General features: G+C 52.5%; 15 protein-coding genes and 1 pseudogene. 3 read left to right on the forward strand and 13 right to left on the reverse strand.

Annotated elements, in window-relative coordinates; translation table 11 throughout:
• Positions 1 to 10: 10 nt before the first annotated feature.
• The 4 genes from A6F49_RS17085 to A6F49_RS17100 are packed head-to-tail and all read right to left on the reverse strand — an operon-like array spanning position 11 to position 3931.
• Positions 11 to 508, reverse strand: a complete 498-nt coding sequence (locus tag A6F49_RS17085; protein ID WP_201120398.1) for an HtaA domain-containing protein — start codon at positions 506 to 508, stop codon at positions 11 to 13.
• 15 nt (positions 509 to 523) lie between these two features.
• Entirely contained in the window at positions 524 to 2065 is a 1542-nt protein-coding gene (locus A6F49_RS17090) for a TRAP transporter large permease (protein ID WP_201120400.1), read from the reverse strand.
• Positions 2058 to 2648: a TRAP transporter small permease subunit gene (locus A6F49_RS17095; RefSeq protein WP_052499998.1), complete on the reverse strand. Its 591-nt coding sequence runs from the start codon at positions 2646 to 2648 to the stop codon at positions 2058 to 2060. The genes A6F49_RS17090 and A6F49_RS17095 overlap by 8 nt, the downstream gene beginning before the upstream one ends.
• Before the next feature lie 53 nt (positions 2649 to 2701).
• Positions 2702 to 3931 (reverse strand): C4-dicarboxylate TRAP transporter substrate-binding protein, encoded by a 1230-nt coding sequence (locus A6F49_RS17100; protein WP_043055876.1) that lies wholly within the window; start codon positions 3929 to 3931, stop codon positions 2702 to 2704.
• A gap of 238 nt (positions 3932 to 4169) precedes the next feature.
• On the opposite strand from A6F49_RS17100, the gene A6F49_RS17105 reads away from it, so the two are divergent.
• Both A6F49_RS17105 and A6F49_RS17110 read left to right on the forward strand, forming a co-directional pair.
• A complete protein-coding gene (locus A6F49_RS17105) occupies positions 4170 to 5483 on the forward strand; it encodes a cytochrome P450 (RefSeq protein WP_043055877.1) in 1314 nt (437 codons plus the stop codon).
• Between the two features lie 812 nt (positions 5484 to 6295).
• Positions 6296 to 7739: pseudogene (locus A6F49_RS17110) on the forward strand (integrase core domain-containing protein).
• A 399-nt stretch (positions 7740 to 8138) separates the two neighbouring features.
• On the opposite strand, the gene A6F49_RS17115 reads toward A6F49_RS17110, so the two are convergent.
• The 9 genes from A6F49_RS17115 to A6F49_RS17155 form a co-directional block, all read right to left on the reverse strand.
• Positions 8139 to 8588 (reverse strand): HtaA domain-containing protein, encoded by a 450-nt coding sequence (locus A6F49_RS17115; protein ID WP_043055878.1) that lies wholly within the window; start codon positions 8586 to 8588, stop codon positions 8139 to 8141.
• Positions 8585 to 9280 (reverse strand): GntR family transcriptional regulator, encoded by a 696-nt coding sequence (locus A6F49_RS17120; RefSeq protein ID WP_043055879.1) that lies wholly within the window; start codon positions 9278 to 9280, stop codon positions 8585 to 8587. Before A6F49_RS17120 ends, A6F49_RS17115 begins: the two co-directional genes overlap by 4 nt.
• A 144-nt stretch (positions 9281 to 9424) precedes the next feature.
• A complete protein-coding gene (locus A6F49_RS17125) occupies positions 9425 to 10228 on the reverse strand; it encodes an HpcH/HpaI aldolase family protein (protein ID WP_043055880.1) in 804 nt (267 codons plus the stop codon).
• Positions 10221 to 11603, reverse strand: coding sequence for an FAD-dependent oxidoreductase (locus tag A6F49_RS17130; protein ID WP_043055881.1), 1383 nt, complete (start codon positions 11601 to 11603; stop codon positions 10221 to 10223). Before A6F49_RS17130 ends, A6F49_RS17125 begins: the two co-directional genes overlap by 8 nt.
• A gap of 2 nt (positions 11604 to 11605) precedes the next feature.
• On the reverse strand, positions 11606 to 12847 hold the full coding sequence (locus A6F49_RS17135) for an MFS transporter (RefSeq protein WP_150119581.1): 1242 nt from the start codon (positions 12845 to 12847) through the stop codon (positions 11606 to 11608).
• A gap of 15 nt (positions 12848 to 12862) precedes the next feature.
• On the reverse strand, positions 12863 to 13645 hold the full coding sequence (locus A6F49_RS17140) for an SDR family NAD(P)-dependent oxidoreductase (RefSeq protein WP_043055883.1): 783 nt from the start codon (positions 13643 to 13645) through the stop codon (positions 12863 to 12865).
• A 45-nt stretch (positions 13646 to 13690) separates the two neighbouring features.
• Positions 13691 to 13885 carry a ferredoxin gene (locus A6F49_RS17145; protein WP_043055884.1) on the reverse strand — a complete coding sequence of 65 codons (195 nt, stop codon included), beginning with the start codon at positions 13883 to 13885 and terminating at the stop codon, positions 13691 to 13693.
• 50 nt (positions 13886 to 13935) lie between these two features.
• Complete coding sequence (locus A6F49_RS17150) at positions 13936 to 15108, reverse strand: NAD(P)/FAD-dependent oxidoreductase (protein ID WP_043055885.1); 1173 nt, start codon at positions 15106 to 15108, stop codon at positions 13936 to 13938.
• A 2-nt stretch (positions 15109 to 15110) separates the two neighbouring features.
• Complete coding sequence (locus A6F49_RS17155; RefSeq protein WP_043055886.1) at positions 15111 to 16358, reverse strand: cytochrome P450; 1248 nt, start codon at positions 16356 to 16358, stop codon at positions 15111 to 15113.
• Between the two features lie 102 nt (positions 16359 to 16460).
• Between A6F49_RS17155 and A6F49_RS17160 the strand changes: the two genes are divergently transcribed.
• Entirely contained in the window at positions 16461 to 17345 is an 885-nt protein-coding gene (locus A6F49_RS17160; protein ID WP_043055887.1) for an isocitrate lyase/PEP mutase family protein, read from the forward strand.
• The last annotated feature ends 364 nt before the right edge of the window (positions 17346 to 17709 follow it).

The following is a 17709-nucleotide window of genomic DNA, read 5'->3' on the forward strand; positions in this document are numbered from 1 at the left end:
TGATGAGTACTTATCTGTCAGGTCGGACCACGCTGACGGGGTCCAGCTCATCGCCACTAAAGTAATTCCCCATGAACAGGTACTGACCTTCGTCAGCCAGCTGGGCCCGGAATACTAAAGACTCAGCTCCGTCGAGGCTTTGCTCCAGGGTTGCAATGAGCATTCGGACCGGTTCACCATTGTGCTCATCAACTTCGGCTGACAGCCCGATCTCACCAGTGCTGGCGTTCTGATCAATTACCGGGTGGGCAATCTTCACAGATAAAGCTCCGAAATGAGCCTCCAACTGCACGGTCCCGCTGAAGACCAATTTGTTGCGATCACTGGCTTCAGGAACGATCTCATATACAAATTGACCGTTATTGAGCCTACAAGCGCCGTCAGCAAATTGGTAACTATGGTCCGAGAGCCTCTCAAAATAGGCTCTGAAGGACTCCTTGAGCCCCCATTCGAGCGTGACACCTGTGGTAGCAAATTGGCTGAAATCCGTCATAACTTGCGTATTCATTTAATCCTTCATCCGTTATCCCTGTACCGAAAGCCGCTCAGGAAGCCACGTAACAAGCTCAGGGAAAGCTATAAGCAGCACAGTTATAGCGAGAGCGACAGCTACGAAAGGTAGAACGCCCTTGAATGTCGTAGTAAGTGAAATTCTCTGCCCCTGATTTACTTCCGGGTCCTGAGCAATCCGGTGAATCACGAAGGAGAGAACCCCTAACGGTGGAGTAACCATGCCAATCTCAACCATGATGACAAGGAAAACCCCAAACCAAATCATGTCGACCCCTAGCTCCATAAGAGGTGTCGCCAAAATTGGAACGGTCAACAAAATGATGGCCATGGTATCCATAAACATGCCCAGGAGGAGATACAACAGGATCAGAATCAGTAGGAAAGAGACAGCGTTCAGTCCGACACTGACCACCATGTCCGTCAGACGATTAGCAAGTTGACTAAGGGTGACCACCCGAGTTAGGACATGAACCCCGATCAGCAGCAGGAAAATGCCGGCAGATGAAATCACCGAGGTGACCAGTGTGCTGCGGAGGAAATCAAAGAATCCACGTACACCAACGCTGCCATCGGTACGTGTAAACCATCCGAGTATCAAAGCAACTATGGAACCAATTGCTGCGGACTCAGTTGGTGTAAAAAGCCCCGAAGCGATACCTCCAATGACCACAACTGCAACAAGCGCTAGAGGGATAACTTGGACAAGTCCCTTGCACTTTTCGACCAAGCTGTATTGAGCATTAGTACGGGGCGCATGTGCTGGCTTAAATATACCCACTGCAAAGATCAAGGCGCAGAAAGCAATCGCCATCAGAATGCCCGGCACGATGCCAGCCATCAATTGGCTACCTACTGACGTCTGCGCTGCTCCCGCGTACACGACAAGCAAGACGCTAGGCGGGATCAGCTGGCCTAGCGTTCCAGCCATCGCTGTCGAGCCAATGGCGAATCCTGGCTTATAGCCTGCACGAAGCATCTCTGGAATTGACACCCTGCCAAGTGCATGAGTCAGGGCAATGGTAGACCCTGAAGAGGCTGCCAGACCGGCTCCAGACACTGTAGTCGTCAGAGCTAGACCCCCGGGGACGATACCTAGCCACATTTTTGCTGATTCAAAGGCTCGAGTAGTTAGACCCGATTTCCACAGGGCGGTTCCCATGAAGATAAAAGTCGGAATCACGGACAGTTGCCATGTTGCAGTCGGGTCGTAGGTCCCCTGTTCTAAAGTCGATTGCAGAGCGGTAAGGCCACCAGTGGAATACAGCCCAAGGGCTCCTGCTCCGGTCATCGCAAGCCCGATATGAACCCCGCCCAACATGAGGATGAGCATTAACGCGACCGTCAAAAAACCGCCGATTTCACGGCTGGGTTCTCCCAGCCACAGATACCCCGCGATTAACACCGCAGAGCCATACAAGAGTGCGACCCAAGCCCACGATTTGTAATTTTGTTTAGCTCGCGGCGCTCGCGGCGCGGTCTTCAGATTTCCCGTGTCATGGGCGGAGGCCGCTATAAACGCCATAGCTTCATCCTTATGTGTCACATTAGCCACGTGAATCACCTACCGACTCGCACCCAACTACTGTATCGACTTCACCCGCTGGCTCTTCTTGAGGAGGATGAACGAGCAGCCCTACCAACTTCGAGAAAGTTTGTACGGTCAGCCATACCCATCCGAAAAACACGGCGACCTTAATGGGCCAGACTGGCAAAAAATCTGTTCCCATAGGCACCGCCTCGCGAATGCCGAAAGAGTCAATAGCAAGTTGCAAAGAACTCCATGTAAGCACCGCGGATATGGCCACAACCGTGAGTTGTCCCATAAACTTCAGAGCGGCCTCAGGCCCGCGAGGCATCGCATCTTCTATCAGAGTTACGCGAATATGTTCGTCTTTATATTCTGTATATGCCAACGCGAATAAGACCGTGGCCGGCATTAGCCATTCGGAAACATACTCGGAAACACCGTTCATTGCCGAACCAAAGAAGTTCCGCAACAGAACATCATAAGCGACTAGTAGAACCATTACTGCTAAAGCAACGCACGAAAAGAATAGTAAGAAAGCACTACCTTTTCCTGAAATTAGGCGCAGGTTGCCCACTCCTGACTTTTTGTTCATATTAGTTTGCTTCACTGGATTCCCTCCTCACCCCGAACATCGCCCCGCGAAAATGCCAAGATGTCCACTTACTCGCTATGTGATGTCGCAAGACCATCAAAGGTTTCCGCTATCCGTTGCTGCCAAGCTGGAAAATCCTCAATATTCTCTGAGGCAATTTCGCCGGGTTCGACTTCCGATACATCTTCGGTGACGGTTGCTGCCCACGAATCAATAGCTTCCTTAAAGGCCTTGCCCGTTGCGTCTGGATCGCTCACACCCTGCGGAGCGTGTTCTGCCCATGCATCTAACTGTGATTCTTGGAAGTCGGCCAAGACTTGATTCATCTCGGTGGTGTCATAGGTAGTGATACCCAGCTCTTCACGTCGGTCGAGGTATTTCACGTGGGATTCGATATCAGCTTGAGTGCGACCGAGGGCATATTTTTGCATACTGCTTTGCAGCAGCTCTTGGGTTTCGGAGGAAAGGCTCTCCCACTTGTCCAAGTTCATGAGCAAGACCAGGCCCATGTTTGCCGAGAAACTTGCAGGGTAGTAATGCTTTGCTACCTCATTAAGCGCATAATCTTCGTACATGAACGGGGCACCAATCTGACAATCGACAAGTCCGCGCTGGAGAGCTTCGTAAGCTTCTCCCTGCGCAACATTAACGACAGTCATCCCTAGCGCTTCAGCTTCCGCTGCCCACACTGGCCCGGGGGCACGAACTCGGAAGCCACTCAAATCAGTCTGGTCTTCAACCTTCTTGTTACATAGCAAGTCGTATTTGCCCGCGACACTGGTCGACGCGAGAAGCTTCACGCCCTGAGATTCAAACTCTGTTGCCAAATCTTCTGTATTCAAGAGCTCATTCATAACCCCCACGGTCTGCAGCTGGCTTTGCGGGTAAGAATCCAAAGGCATCGACCCTAGTTCATTGAGCCAATTCGCTGCCGGCAGGGCTTGGGGCTGATAGGTGACGACGGTGTAGGTAATGTCAGATACCCCGGAACCCGTACCCGACAGCGCATCATCACTTGCGAGCAGAGAACTGGACCAGTAAGGCTCAATAGCAATATTTCCATCGGATTGCGCTTCAACATCATCGATCCACTCCTGGACAGATTCGCCTGCAGCTGAGGTCGAGGGAGTGATATCGCTGTAAGACAGCGTCACTTCGTCAATGCCCGAGCTGTCACCTTCAGCTGACTTGGCTTCGGCGCCTCCGCACCCGGAGATGGCAAGAGTGCCGGCTAACGCTGCGAAAGCCACGGTGCTGCGCACCATTTTGCGATGCCTGCCTGCTAGTTGCATGCTCATATGAATCCTCAATTCAAGTCGTACGAGTGCCACAATTGATAAACTGTTCCACAGTGGAACTGTGTCCTGTAATGTGAGACACTACACATAGATAGTTAGTTGATCAACAGCAACCCAAAAGATTTCGTTGAGGAGACCTTCTGTTACCAGAGAGGAGGCCCGATGGTGACGGAATTATTTTTTGGAGAGCACATCATCAGTTGGTTATACGCTCTGCGACTACAGCTAAGGAGGAGTTGTGACTACAACTCAGACTCGAGTTCCTCAGGACATTGCAAACCAGATAGTCCTCCCCACAGGGCACCTTGACGAAAAAGCCCTGTTCAAGGCTTACGATTGGCTCCGCAACAACGCGCCGCTCGCCAAAGTCGAGGTGAAAGGCTACGATCCTTTATGGCTCGTGACGAAACACGCTGACATTCTCGAGATCGAAAGACAGCCTGAACTGTTTTCCAATGGTGGCGGCCCTAACAACCCGGGCAGCCATAACCCCATTTTGAACACCAAAGCCGGGGACGAATACATCCTCGAAACCCATGGGACACTTCGGCCGTTGGAATCGCTCCAGATGATGGATCCGCCTGAACACACTATGGTCCGTGATATCGCACAGGGCTGGTTCAGACCGGTAGAACTGAAAAAATGGAACAAACGAATTCGGGATCTGGCCGATAAAGTCATCACTCAACACCTTCAACCCGGCACCAACGAGCTTGATTTCGCACAAGATTTTGCCTGGTTCTATCCGTTACATGTCGTCATGACTTTGTTTGGTGTTCCCGAAGCAGATGAGCCTTACATCATGAAGCTGGCTCACGAGCGCTTCGGCGTGAATGATCCGGACTCAAGGCGAGAGGGAATCAGTCAGGATTCGCCGACAGCGGCAGCCGAACAAAACCTTGCAAATATTCAAGACTTCTTTGCGTACTACACCAAACTCGTAGAGGATCTCCGCAAGAGTCCGGCCGACAACCTTGCCAGCCTTATTGCTAACGCACGAATGTCCAACGGCGAGTATTATCCGATTAAGACCTGCATTGGATATTACATTGCGATCTCTGGCGCCGGCCACGATACGACCTCCACAACCGCCTCGGTTATCTTCGAGCAGTTAGCAAAGCATCCTGAGCAATTGAAGGCAGTACAAGATGACCTTTCGCTCTTGCCCACCCTGATCAACGAGGGCTTGCGGTGGGCCTCACCCGTCAAACACTTTGTGCACCAGGCTGAGGCTGACTGCGAGCTGCGCGGCCAGAAGATCGAAAAGGGCGACCGTCTCATGTTGTTGTTCCAATCCGCGAATCGGGACGAAGACGTGTTTGACGACCCCACATCCTTCCGCCACGCCCGTAAGCCGAATCCACATATCGCCTTCGGCTCAGGCCCACACTCGTGCCTGGGACAGCCTCTAGCTCGCCTTGAGCTTCGCATCCTTTTCGAACAGCTCCTTCCTCGAGTCCGCAACATCGAACTCCTGGAAGGCCGAAAGGTTCTCCAAACAAACTTCGTTGGAGGAGTGAAATCACTTCCTGTGAGGTTTGAACTTCAATAATTTAAGAAACTGACCGCTCACCTGAAGAATCAGTTGACTGAATCTTCAGGTGAGCGTGCCTTCTCCACGCGTGCACTCGGTTTTCAGTTTCAGGTATCTGGCTTGCCCTATTGCCCACAGCAATCAGCGCAGGATGCTCTATAACCTGAGCTCCGGTGCAACTGCAAAACCTCGGCAGCTTTTCTTGCGGTATCAAGATGCAACTGTGGCTGCATGCCACCAGTCTCTGAGGCAGAAGATAGCTCTTAGCCCTTATTGAAAAGGCGCGTCTGCTCTTGAGCAGAACGAGTCTGAGCACTGCGACACGTCCGCATGCGGCACTTTGATAACGGCTCTCTTACCATTTTGGCAGGTCTTGCCATACGTCCTTAGCAGGTAAGTTCTCCACCACGTTAAGGATAGCCTCTCATCATCGGAACGTTATTGGTGAAGAGCACTGCGGGCGCTTGAGATTACCCTCAGGACGAGCTGAACAATACGACACATGTTGCGGTTGAGGTGTGCTGATTAGCCTGCACAAACCTCCTCAGGACTCCGGTCACAGTGGAATAAGTTTCCTACCAAAATAGGCCAAGTCTATTGTTGCTTCGCAGCGTCTTTTGTCCTTGAAGAATGCTGACCCGATCTTTTACCGGTTGAGACTCTGGGGTTAACCTCGGCAGAGCAAGATGAGAATGATTGGGTCTCGATCAGAAAATCTCTGAGTTCAGATTTGGAGCGCAGCCTCTGATGGTACTCCCAATCCACATAGTTGGTGTGTAATCTCGCAACTTCGTGGACAATTTTGCACACGGTATTCTGACAGGTTCAGCATGTCTGCACCGTTGCCACCGTGCCTTCGCGCCATGATTATCATTTACGATCCAACCCAACCCTTTGCTCTCAGTATCAGTGACTTTTGTAAGTCTCAGAAAATCTCTCGCAGTATTTTCTATCGGATCCGTGCACGTGCCGAATCGGAGGCGGCCTCGGCGTTGCACCCGCGGTCTCGCGCGTCGCTACATCCTGCTCGAGGATACGGACCGAATGTTGTCAATGAGCTGGTTCGGATTCGCAAGCAGCTCAAGCATGATGGTTGGGGTTATGGGCCAAAGACGATTCATTATGAGGCAACCATTCAGGAGTCTTTCCCTGGTGGTCGGGTGCCATCAATCGCGACGATCGGTCGGCCGTTGGCATCTGTTGGTCAGGTTGATCGGAACCCCCGCAAGCGCCCGAAATCCTCGTATCTGCCGTTTGCTCGATCCACCGCTATGGCGTTATGGCAGTTAGACGCGTTTGCATTTCGTACTGGCGACGGCAAGGTCAGGACCATCTATCAACTTCTCGTAGATGCGACCCGCTACGATGTCGGCTCCTGGACCTATCAGCATCGCGAAAACAGCCATGACGCGTACGACGTGCTGGCGCGAGCCATCGAGTAGTACGGTGCACCACAAGAACTGCTCAGTGACAACTCTAAAGCCTTCAATCAGCTACGTAGTGGCACGATTGGTGCGGTGGAAATCTTCCTGACCTCCAAGGGCACCATGCCGATCACGGGGGATGCCCGGACGGCCAACTACACAACGTAAGAATGAGCGATCTCATCACATTCTGCTACGGTTCTTGGAAGCCAACAGCCCTCAGAATTTGTCCGAGCTGCGGAAACCGATTCAGCGATATCGGGAGCACTATAACCGGCGTCGGACACGTCAGGCGTTGAATCGTCCCACACCGGAAATGGCGTGGAAAACTTTGGAGCATACCCCGGTTTCTGAACCGATTCATCTGTCTGTGTTACAAGCCAAGGCGGCTCAATATTTGCAGCATCGCAGGCTCAAGCATATTGCGGTGGACGCTGCACGCATGGTGGTCTCCAAGACGGGGCAGATGATCGATGAGGGTCTTTTGGCCGAGCCGGCAAACCTACTAGCGGCTGACGAGATCCTCATCGAAATCAAGAAAGATCAGCGGAAAGTCTTTTACCAGGGCCAACATATTTCGGTTTCGTCGTCGTTAGCGGACCGTCAATATGCGCGTATCGTCACCGATGATGAGTTCGTAGTATTCGATCCTGATACAGGCGAGGTCGTGATGTCGTTCCCGTTGCCGCTCACCCCTTTGTATAAGAGCGGGAACCTGATTGCCTCGTATTCCATCCGAGGCATCTACATGGTCAAGGCCACAGTCAATTGGCAACGCAAAGCTGACCGCTATCGGAAAGAGTACAAGCTGCGCGAACAGCAGATGCCTGAGGTCTTCACCCAAGGTTGAGTAGAGACGAACATTGACATACCACCAGCTATCTGCGGATGGCTGGTGGTAGTTGTGTACGAAGTCGTGAGATCAATTGTCAACGATGTCATGAAAATCAGTGTCTACGATGTTGCGAGATTACACACCAACTCCGTGGACCGGGAGTACCATCAGAGGCTACACACCAAGATTCATTGACACCACTCCCGGCCAACGGACACCAATGCCGAACAAGGTCATGCGCATCAGCAATCACTCTAAGGAAAAACATCTACCGAATGCGGTGTAGAGGTGGAGAACATAATAAAAGCGCGTTGGCGGGAGGCTGGCCACTCGCTCAGCAAGAAGCCGCCAGCTTGTAGGCAGAGAAACTACAAATCGACCGTCAGCAGCCCAAACAGTTCAACGCAGGTCGCGTTACGCCAGTCTTACAGGAGCCAATGATTCCCCGGCTGGGTAGACATTGTTGAAAGTCTCTAAAGCTTCCTCGGCAAGTACCAGGGGGAACTCGGAGCCAGAGGTTTCTTGAGAGACACCAAGTACCTCTCGCTGGGAAGTATCTGGCCAATGCATGGGATCAATCACGCAAAGTTCTGTACCTGTATCAGTCACGGTCAGCCACGGATTCATAAATATCACCAATAACATTCCACCGTGGGCTTGAATCCGAAGATCGCCGCCAAATTTCCAACGATACCCTCCACTAGCGAGTTCTTGGCGTTCTTCTAGCGGGAATATAAAATCGCCCGTTTCAGAGTCGCGACGTACGCCCTCGTTGGTAGCAATCATGCAATCTGGGAGTCTTTCTAGATATCCAAGGAAGCTTCGCTTGATACCCCACAACAAGTTCAAGACATTACCTTTCATACAGCATCTTTGGTACTCGCGCCGACATATCCGGTGCGTACCTCACGAGGGCGTGGAGAGTTCCACGGGGTAGCTGTAAAGTGATTCCCCGCGATACGTTCCGGATCCCGGTCGTCTGCTTTCAGTCCGGTCACCAGGTCTTCGTGTAACGCGATCCACTCATCGGTGGGCAGTGCCTCGAGCCACTCGAGTGACTGCATTCGACAAAGTCGAAACTCATCCATCATGTCAGCAAACGCTTTACTCAAACGTGGGCTCCCGGCAAGGTCGACCAACGCTTGATGTAATTCACAATCCACACTAATGCGGTCAAACCACGGGGTATCGTCTGTCATATTTCGCATCTTCGCGATCGCCGCGTCCACTCGGTTCCCCGGTTTGATACCTTTAGCTACGGCAACACGATATGCCGTACTTTCCAAAGATTCACGAAGCATGAGGATGTCGTCGTACTCTTCCTGATTAAACTGCGGCACGGCCCATCCCCGGTTTTCGCGATAGCGTAATAGGCCGACGTTCTCGAGACGTGAGAGTGCTGCACGGAGAGTATGCCTGGATACCTCAAGTTCTTTCGCCAAGGGGGCTTCCTTAATCCGCTCCCCCGCTTCAATCCTTGCTCTGAAAATCTCGGTACGCAGGCGCTCTTCCAGTGCATCAACAACCGACACCGTTTGCAGTTTCTCGGTAGTCATTTCAAACCACTCTCATGTAACTAGTTTTACTTTTTGTTAGTCCTTCAAATGGCACTCCTCTTACCGCCATTGTGGTACTGCTCAACAGTTTATCTCAAGACACAGAATACAAGGAGCTTCCGTGGCCGGGAGGAGGTGCGTATCTCAGCTTGTCAGCTGTTTCGCCCGGTCTTCTAGACCCTGCAGAATCAGTCTTCGATCGCTGATCGTGTTGAAGATAGCCGCACCCTTGTCTCTCCAGACTGCAATCTCTTCTTGCACTTCTTCGTCAGTTCGGCCACGGTACAGGGTCGCAAACAGCGGGATGTTGGCTGCATGCGCTTCCGTCACGATGTGGTCAATCTGCTGGATGACTTCCCTGGCGGAGTTGTCTCCATAAAACCCCATGTCGTGAGCTAGATCGAAGGTTCCGAGGAAGACTGCATAGATACCGGGAACTTCTAGGATATTCTTTAGCTCAGCCACACCTTCTGGACTCTCAATAGCGACCGCGACAAAGATATTCTCATTAGACCAGTGGGCAAATTCCTTCCAATCGCCAGCCATATGGTTAGCAGCCCGGACGCTTGGGCATGCCCCACGGCGCCCCTGGTCTCCGAAGGGGATGTTTTGCGACCGATATCGTGAGGCGCTCACCACACGTTGAGCGTCGGCTTTGGACGAAACATGGGGAACCACTACCCCTAACGCTCCGGCATCTAATACCCTTTTGATCCAGACCTCATCATTAGACGGCACTCGTACGATAGGGGTTATCCCAACAGATTGAGCAGCTCGGATCATTGATACAACAGAATCCGTACCAAATGAACCATGCTCCCAATCGATCATGAGGTGATCAAAGCCAGAGAGCCCCACCATCTCTACGATTTCAGGGCTGTTTGTCTGAATATTGACACCATAAGATGGCTTGCCTTGTTGTAGATTCGCTATGATCTTATTATTCAACGCTCACCTTTTCTTTGACGCCGACGCTCAATGAGGCGGCAACGATGTTCCCGAACACTGCGCCTTTTCCAAGAGAAGAGCCGGTCATATACGCGGCTCCATGGAATCCGCCGGTGACCTCTCCCACGGCATAGAGTCCATCGATTACGTCCCCATCAACATCAGTAACCTGCCCCTGGGTATTGATCGTGACCCCTGCATAGGTTGTGGTCATGAGGGTTTTGGCAGGATAAGCGTAGAAAGGCGGTTCAATGATCTCTTGAAGCTCCCCGACGCCATTACATAGTGTCGTGCGTCCAATTTCATCTTCACCTTCGCCTCGAATAGCTGCGTTGTAGTTCTCAACAGTCTGGACCAGCTGACTCGCAGGGAGATGGACCTGTTTAGCAAGCTCTTCAAGTGTTGCCGCATGATGAAGGTGTCCTAGATCTTCGAGCGTGTCCATATCCTTCAGCGCGACACCTCTATGCGATTTCGCACGTACCGTCGCGTCAAAGATTTGGAAGGCTATTGCATCGTCTTGGCCCAAGACAGCTGATCCAAGAGTTTTATAGTCCTGGGATTCGTCGACAAAACGTTTAGCGTCTGTATTGACAATTATCCCGCCCATATAGAAAGAGGTCAGGAGTTCCTGCTGGGCTTCAGTGGTCTCGGGATGTGATCCATAGGTTCCTGATACTGCAAAGAAATCCGCCATGCCCGCGCCCAGTTTCCACGCCATTTTGAGACCGTCTCCCGTATTGCCCGGACCACCGTATGGAATTGCAGACAGCTGCTGTGGAGCAAAAATGCTGAGGAGTTCAGTCGATCTTGAGAAGCCCCCGGAGGCAATAACAACGCCTCGGTCAGCACTTAGAGTTTCACCGCTCTCGAGGATGACTCCAGTCACGCACCCACCCGGCTCACGGTTTAGAGACGTAATGCGGGTGTCGAGGAGGATCTTTCCGCCTAGTGATGTAAATTCCTGGTGAAGAAGCTCAACGACCTCGCGGATCCGGGTGCTGTGACCCCGTGCGACTGACTGGCCTGAACTGATCTCTACTTCCCCGAATTCCACCCCTTTTGCCTTCATCCACTCGTACGTCTGATATTGATTCTCGAGGTACGCATCAACTAGCGAGGGGTCATTGCGATATCCGCCCACCTCAAGTAGGTCTTTTCGAAACAGCTCAAGGCTATCGTCTACGCCGGCGGCCTGCTGTTCTTCTGTGCCGGTAAAAGCAAACCATCCACCACTCATCACAGTTGAACCACCGACGGATGGCATCTTTTCGACCAACAGGACGTCAAGACCTTTTTCTATGGCAGCTGTGGCACTAGATAGCCCTGCTATGCCAGCGCCGATAACAATAACGTCATAACTTTTTGCGCACACTCTTAAACCTCTTTTCTAACTAAATTTGATGTCTTTTCTAAAGCACCTTGCTTCATGCGGGCTTTTCTGGTGGGTAGCAATAGCGCGGCCAGTAGAGAAATAATCACAACAGCCAAAAGCGCCCAAGCAGAAGAAAGATATCCTCCGGAATCGACTATGGCCCCGTAGATCACCGGGCCAAGAGCAAATCCCCCAAAGATACTCAGGGAGATGATTCCGGATACCATCCCAATCTGGCTGGGCGGAAAGTACTGCAACGCAACGCCTGACAACACCACCGGTACCAGAGCATAAAACGCCCCGATGCCTGCTGCCCCGAGCCAGAAAAACCAAGCGACGCCAGAAATATGCACGGCCACTAGGAAGCTTTGACCAAGGAACAAGCCGACACCCATCACTATCATGATCAGTCGAATATTTAGGGGTCGGTCGGCAAAGCGACTCCAAGCTAGGCGTGCCAGAAAGCCGACAAAGCCAATAACGACTACGACCTGAGAAGCTGTAGCTATATCAAAACCCAGCTCTTCGTAACCGGCCAAAGGGAGCCCAAATAAATTCGACTGGAAACAGATAGCAGTCACGAACGCATACACCATCACGACACCCAGCAAGGCCGTTTTCCAGGTAGCCTCCGACGGATATTTTGCAACGTCCTGTCGCTCTGCTAGGCCTTCCATAGGCGTAAAAGCTCGCCGCCTTGTTGCCAGAATCAGCAACAAGGACACCGCTGCGAGCAATACACCCGCTGTGAGTCCCAAGCGCCACCCAAAGACCGCAGCGATGGCAGGGAAGACAAAACCCGCAATGATTTGCGCGCCCTGTATTCCCATCTGCTTTGTAGACAGAACTCTCCCACGGCGTTGCGGAGCAACGAACTGGCCGACGGCTTTACTACTGACAGTTGTCGAAAGTGCTAGCGAACACCCTCCGGCCACGGCAGCAACTAATAACCCTGGCAGCGAGCTTGATGCGATGACACCCAACAGGCCCAGGATTGCAAACCCGCAGGTCAGGGCAATCCCCCGAAGAACACTGAGTCGGTCTGATAACCAACCCCAAGGAAGAGAGGTTATCGACGCAGTGACAAAAACGACTAGCGCAAACAAACTCAGTTCAACTCGAGATAACATGAGATCTTCGCGCAGCACGGGCCCAAGAACACTCACCCCCGCGGTTAACAAGCCCGAGACACCCATGGTGGCTGTCAACGAACTTGTTAATACACCTGCAGAATATCGACTCATGCCCGGGCCTCGGTATTAACCGAAGATACCGCCGTTGACATCAATGACTGAACCGGTGACGAAACTTGAATCCTCAGAGGCCAGAAAGGAAATGGCAGCTGCTAGCTCATCAGGGGTTCCCACTCTTCGCAGAGGAACAGATTTGGCGAACTCCTCGTGGAGATTTTGGCTGGACCCCAATCCACTGACATCCGACAGTGGAGTCTTGATCCGCCCCGGCGCCACCGTGTTAGCAGTGACACCATACGGCCCACAGTCACCCGCCAGATAGCGTGTAAAACTTATCACAGCTGCTTTCGAGGCGGCGTAGTGCGAGCCGCTGATCGGCATATACATGCGGCCCGCACGAGAGGCCACATTAATAATCCGGCCCCATCCCCGTTGCATCATCTCCTTCATGGCCCACTGCGACATCAAAAATGTCGCCGTCATATTAACATTCATCACAAGATCCCACTGTTCTAATGTGATGTCCTGTACTGCGAAGGGGCCCCCATCGGCTTGCTTCGGGTGAATGCCCGCATTATTGACGAGAATATCGACGCCGCCGAATTCCTCATCAATCGACTCAACGCACCGCGCAATTTCATCGACACTGCTAAGATCAGCGATCTTTGCGTACACAGGCAATGAGGGGGAAGAAAGCTTTTCTGCTACCGCAAATGCGCTCTCGTCACGGTCGATGATGAGTACTTCGTGGCCGTTCTGGTGTAGTCTCTCAACTGTTGCGAGACCTATCCCGCTTGCGCCACCGGTCACTGCAGCCAATTTATCAGTGGGATGTTTAGTTTCTGTCATGAGCGTCCTTCCCGACTGGGGTTGAATATCTTCGGTTACGAAGAATTATTCTTGGAGTGTGATGGCTTTCGCCGGGCAAGCATGCGCAGCACGACGAACGTTGTCGTGCTGATCTTCGGAAGGGTTTTCGTCCAATAGGATGACGACGCCGTCTTCATCGCGCTGGTCGAATACTTCTATCGCTTCCATTACGCAGGCTCCTGCAGCGATGCATTTGTCCGTGTCGATTGCGATCTTCATTGTCTCTACTCCTTTTAATTACGATGTATTCTGTATGGTGCTAGCTGTATTTATTGGATTAGTTGAACAGTGCTAGCTTGCTTGAGTTCCCTGCGGTAGGGCATAAGCTGTTTTATGGCGTTCTTGCCAATAACGGCCTCGAGTTGGCCGTCCTTCCGCAAGACCGCGACGAGTTTGTTGTTTTCTCGATCATCCAGGACGATTTCGATGTCTGCTTCGCAGTCGATGTAGCCGTAGGCCTGCCATTTCTCCTGGTACTGATCAGTCCAGAAGAAAGGCAAATCCAAGGGAGCAGTATCCGTGCCGGTTAGTTGCGCGGCCACGATTTGGGCTTGTTCAGCGGCACTTAGTCGATGTTCGATGCGTCGATTCTCACCGATGATTGGATGGAACCAGTTGGAAACGTCACCGATCGCATAGATATTGTCGCCAGCGATCCCGCGAGCATCACACACAATACCGTTTTCCACGATGAGGCCAGAACCTTCTAACCAGCTCGTGGCAGGAAGCGTGCCGATGCCAACTAAGGCAGCATCCGCACGCAGCACAGTGCCATCCGAGAGGACCACAGACTCCAGCTTGCTGTCAGCGGCATTCCACGTTTCGACGACCTGACCGAAGTGGAATTCGACGCCCTTTTCCTCATGAGATTCTTGAATGCGGTCAGACAGTACAGCCGGGAATTTTCCGTAAAGAACCCCCGTGGCAGGTTCTACCACGTGAACCTTGCAACCCTTCGAAACGGCGGTTGCTGCAACTTCTAGACCGATGAAACCCGCACCGACGACCAGGACATCGCGTCCCGACTGCAGCTCTTCACGGAATTTCATGGAGTCTTCGAAGGTGCGTAGACTAATGGCGGAATCTATCCCCTCGGTCGCCGGAAGTTGGCGAGCGTCTACACCAGTGGCGATAATGAGTTTGTCGTACTCGAGGTTCGTCCCGTCGTCCAATTCCACTGTTTGGTGGGTCGAGTCCATTCGAACCGCAGATGTCCCCAGGACCAGCGTGATGTTGTTATCAGCGAGTTCTTCATGGGTGCAGAGTCTGACGAAGTCGAACTCCGCGCTACCGCTGAGCAATGCTTTGGACAGGGGTGGGCGGTCGTAGGGCAGATGGTTTTCTGCGCCCACGAGGGTGATGTTGCCATCCCATCCGCGCTCTGCCAGCGCTTCGGCTGCCGCCAGACCAGCGGCGCCTGCTCCAATAATGAGGGCTTTCATGCTTATTTCTCCTCGAGCGTCCAGTTGACTTTCAATTCTTTAGGGCCACGCATCAGCATTTCGCTTCGCCAGTTCTCTGAAGGCACGGCAGCTTCGAAAGTAGCGAAGCGTGAGAGCACGGCATCAAGCACCTCACGGATTTCCATGCGGGCCAGCTGGTTGCCAGGGCATGCATGGGAGCCGAATCCGAACCGCAGATGGGTTTCGCCTTCGCGTGCGAAGTTCAATTCCATTGGATTTTCGAAAACCGATTCGTCAAAGTTTGCCGGATGCACCACCGGGTGGATGCCGTCATCTTTTTTGACCGTTACGCCACCGATTTCGACGTCCTCTGTTGCAATCCGTACTCGGGTGCCAGTGCCTGCAGGAACAACCCTGAGGAATTCTTCGATAGCTCGTGGCAGGATCTGTCGATTATTCTTGAGGTACTGGAAGCGCTCAGGATCATGGGCGAGCCAGTAAAGAAGTCCACCAATGATGGATGCTGTCGAGTCGTGTCCTGCGGTGAGCAGCACAAAGCCGACACCACCGAGTTCTTCGTCATCCCAGGTGCCGCCTACGTCCTCGAGCAAGGCACTGATGAGATCGTCTCCTGGCTCTTTATGACGCCGGGCAACGAGGTGATCGAAATACGCGTTGACCTTGTTGATATGTTTATTGGCTTGTTCTTCTGAAGCAATCCGGCCATTCATATGGTCCAATGCCGCTTCAAGGAAGATGTCGGTCTCATCAGCGGGCACACCCAGCAAGTCAGAGATGACAGCAAGCGGGACCTGTTCGGCAAACTGCCCCATAGCATCGGCGCCCTGGCCCTGCTTGATGAAATCGTCGAGGAAGTTTTCGACCTTTTCGCGTGTTCCCTCACGCATATTCATGACACGGCGGGCAGACAGGTGCTTTGCCAATACGCGTCTGCGGGCGATTTGTTCCGGTCCGTCCATCTTGTCGAAAGCCATCCGGAAGGGAGGTCGGCTGCCTTCGTTGAACCGTAATCGCGGGTAGTTGTTTCCGCGGTGCTTCCACACCACGAAGCGCTCGTCACTCATCACCTGGCGAACTTCGTTGTAACCAATGGCTATCCACGCATCACCTTCGCCGAACGGCATGAGCGCTGGGACAACTGGACCGTAGTTCTTGCGTAGGGTGCCCAGGTCATGTTCTAACTCCGCTGCAACAATCAAATCCTGTCGAGATTGCATCGGGTAGGGGACTTCTACCTCGACATCGACGTTACCTTCTTGAACACTCATGTGATCTTCTCCTGATTAATGTGTAAACTGTGCAACAGTTCACCACAAAACAAGGTGATGTGCAACTCTTTTCGAAATTTTTCAGATTTAACGGAGGAACCCATGAACAAATTCAGTGACTTAGCAGCCAGCGGCGTAGTCTCGCCGGGTATCTATGACGCTTTGACCGCCGTGTTGGCGCAGCGTGCTGGTTTTTCGACGGTCTATGTCTCTGGTTTTGCTTTTGAAGCCACACAGTTGGGGGCACCAGACATGGGCATAGCCACGATGAGTGAACTTGCTGAGCACGTGCGGCGCATAGTTTCAGCAGCACCGGATCTCAACGTTATTGTCGATGTCGACACTGGGTTTGGAGGCCCCAATAGCCTCCATAGAACTGTCCAGGAATTCGCTCGGGTCGGTGCAGCTGCCATCCAGATTGAAGACCAGTCGGATCCAAAACGGTGCCCTTTCCTAGGCAAACGTCAAGTGCATGACCAGGAGACCGCAGTCGCACGCATCAAATTAGCGGTCGAAGCTCGTGGCAATTCGGACATGCGCATTATTGCGCGCACTGACGCCGATGAGTTGGGCTTTGATGAAGTGGTAACTCGCAGCCGGCGCTTTGCAGAGGCTGGGGCAGACCTTGTATTACCTATGGTCAATGCCCTCAATGGAAAACCATTCGCCGAACGCCCTGCCGAGGAAAGAATGGAAATTTATGCGTCACTGCACGACAGCATCGAAGCTCCCACGGTGACTTTAGACCCACCGCCTGGTTTTTCCACTCAAGACCTATTCGACCTAGGAATTTCAGTAGTCATACTGCCACTGCAGCCACTCCAAGCCGCGGCAAATGCAGCAATTACCTACTTCGAGTCCCTCCGCCAGACCGGCGCTTCCGATGATTACAAGAACGCTTACCCACCACAGCTGCAAGCTAATATAGAAATGATGAACATCCTCGGACTGGACGACTATGAAGCTCGTCTGGACTCCATGCCATAAGGCCTACCCAGACAACACTTCGCTTGATATGTGCCAGGCGATGAGAATCTGAAGTAGTTTTCACGCTTCCTTCCCCCTGCCGGCGGTACCAATAAAATGCGCTGTGTGGCGTCGTGTTCATTTCGGCGAACTCCTGGCTCATGGAGCTACTCAAATGGCGGGCCACCGGATTTGAGTTGAAACACAAGTTCGATGGCGGCAGGTCGGTTACAGTCCAGATCTTGGATGAGAGTAACTTGTCAACGACGGGTGAATATTGACCCCTTTTCGACGTTTGAAAATTGACCCCCTTGTGGTGGTTAGTCTTGGTTGGTGGTCGTTGATTCGATGAGTTCTCGTCTGGTGCGGGTTCGGTAGGAATCCC

Source organism: Enteractinococcus helveticum (assembly GCF_001657475.1).
Classification (GTDB): Bacteria; Actinomycetota; Actinomycetes; order Actinomycetales; family Micrococcaceae; genus Yaniella; species Yaniella helvetica.

Coding starts and splice junctions, on each gene's coding strand:
- A6F49_RS17085 (WP_201120398.1), bottom strand. CDS start 508: ATGAATACGCAAGTTATGACGGATTTCAGCCAATTTGCTACCACAGGT.
- A6F49_RS17100 (WP_043055876.1), bottom strand. CDS start 3,931: ATGAGCATGCAACTAGCAGGCAGGCATCGCAAAATGGTGCGCAGCACC.
- A6F49_RS17115 (WP_043055878.1), bottom strand. CDS start 8,588: ATGAAAGGTAATGTCTTGAACTTGTTGTGGGGTATCAAGCGAAGCTTC.
- A6F49_RS17120 (WP_043055879.1), bottom strand. CDS start 9,280: ATGACTACCGAGAAACTGCAAACGGTGTCGGTTGTTGATGCACTGGAA.
- A6F49_RS17135 (WP_150119581.1), bottom strand. CDS start 12,847: ATGAGTCGATATTCTGCAGGTGTATTAACAAGTTCGTTGACAGCCACC.
- A6F49_RS17140 (WP_043055883.1), bottom strand. CDS start 13,645: ATGACAGAAACTAAACATCCCACTGATAAATTGGCTGCAGTGACCGGT.
- A6F49_RS17145 (WP_043055884.1), bottom strand. CDS start 13,885: ATGAAGATCGCAATCGACACGGACAAATGCATCGCTGCAGGAGCCTGC.
- A6F49_RS17150 (WP_043055885.1), bottom strand. CDS start 15,108: ATGAAAGCCCTCATTATTGGAGCAGGCGCCGCTGGTCTGGCGGCAGCC.
- A6F49_RS17155 (WP_043055886.1), bottom strand. CDS start 16,358: ATGAGTGTTCAAGAAGGTAACGTCGATGTCGAGGTAGAAGTCCCCTAC.
- A6F49_RS17160 (WP_043055887.1), top strand. CDS start 16,461: ATGAACAAATTCAGTGACTTAGCAGCCAGCGGCGTAGTCTCGCCGGGT.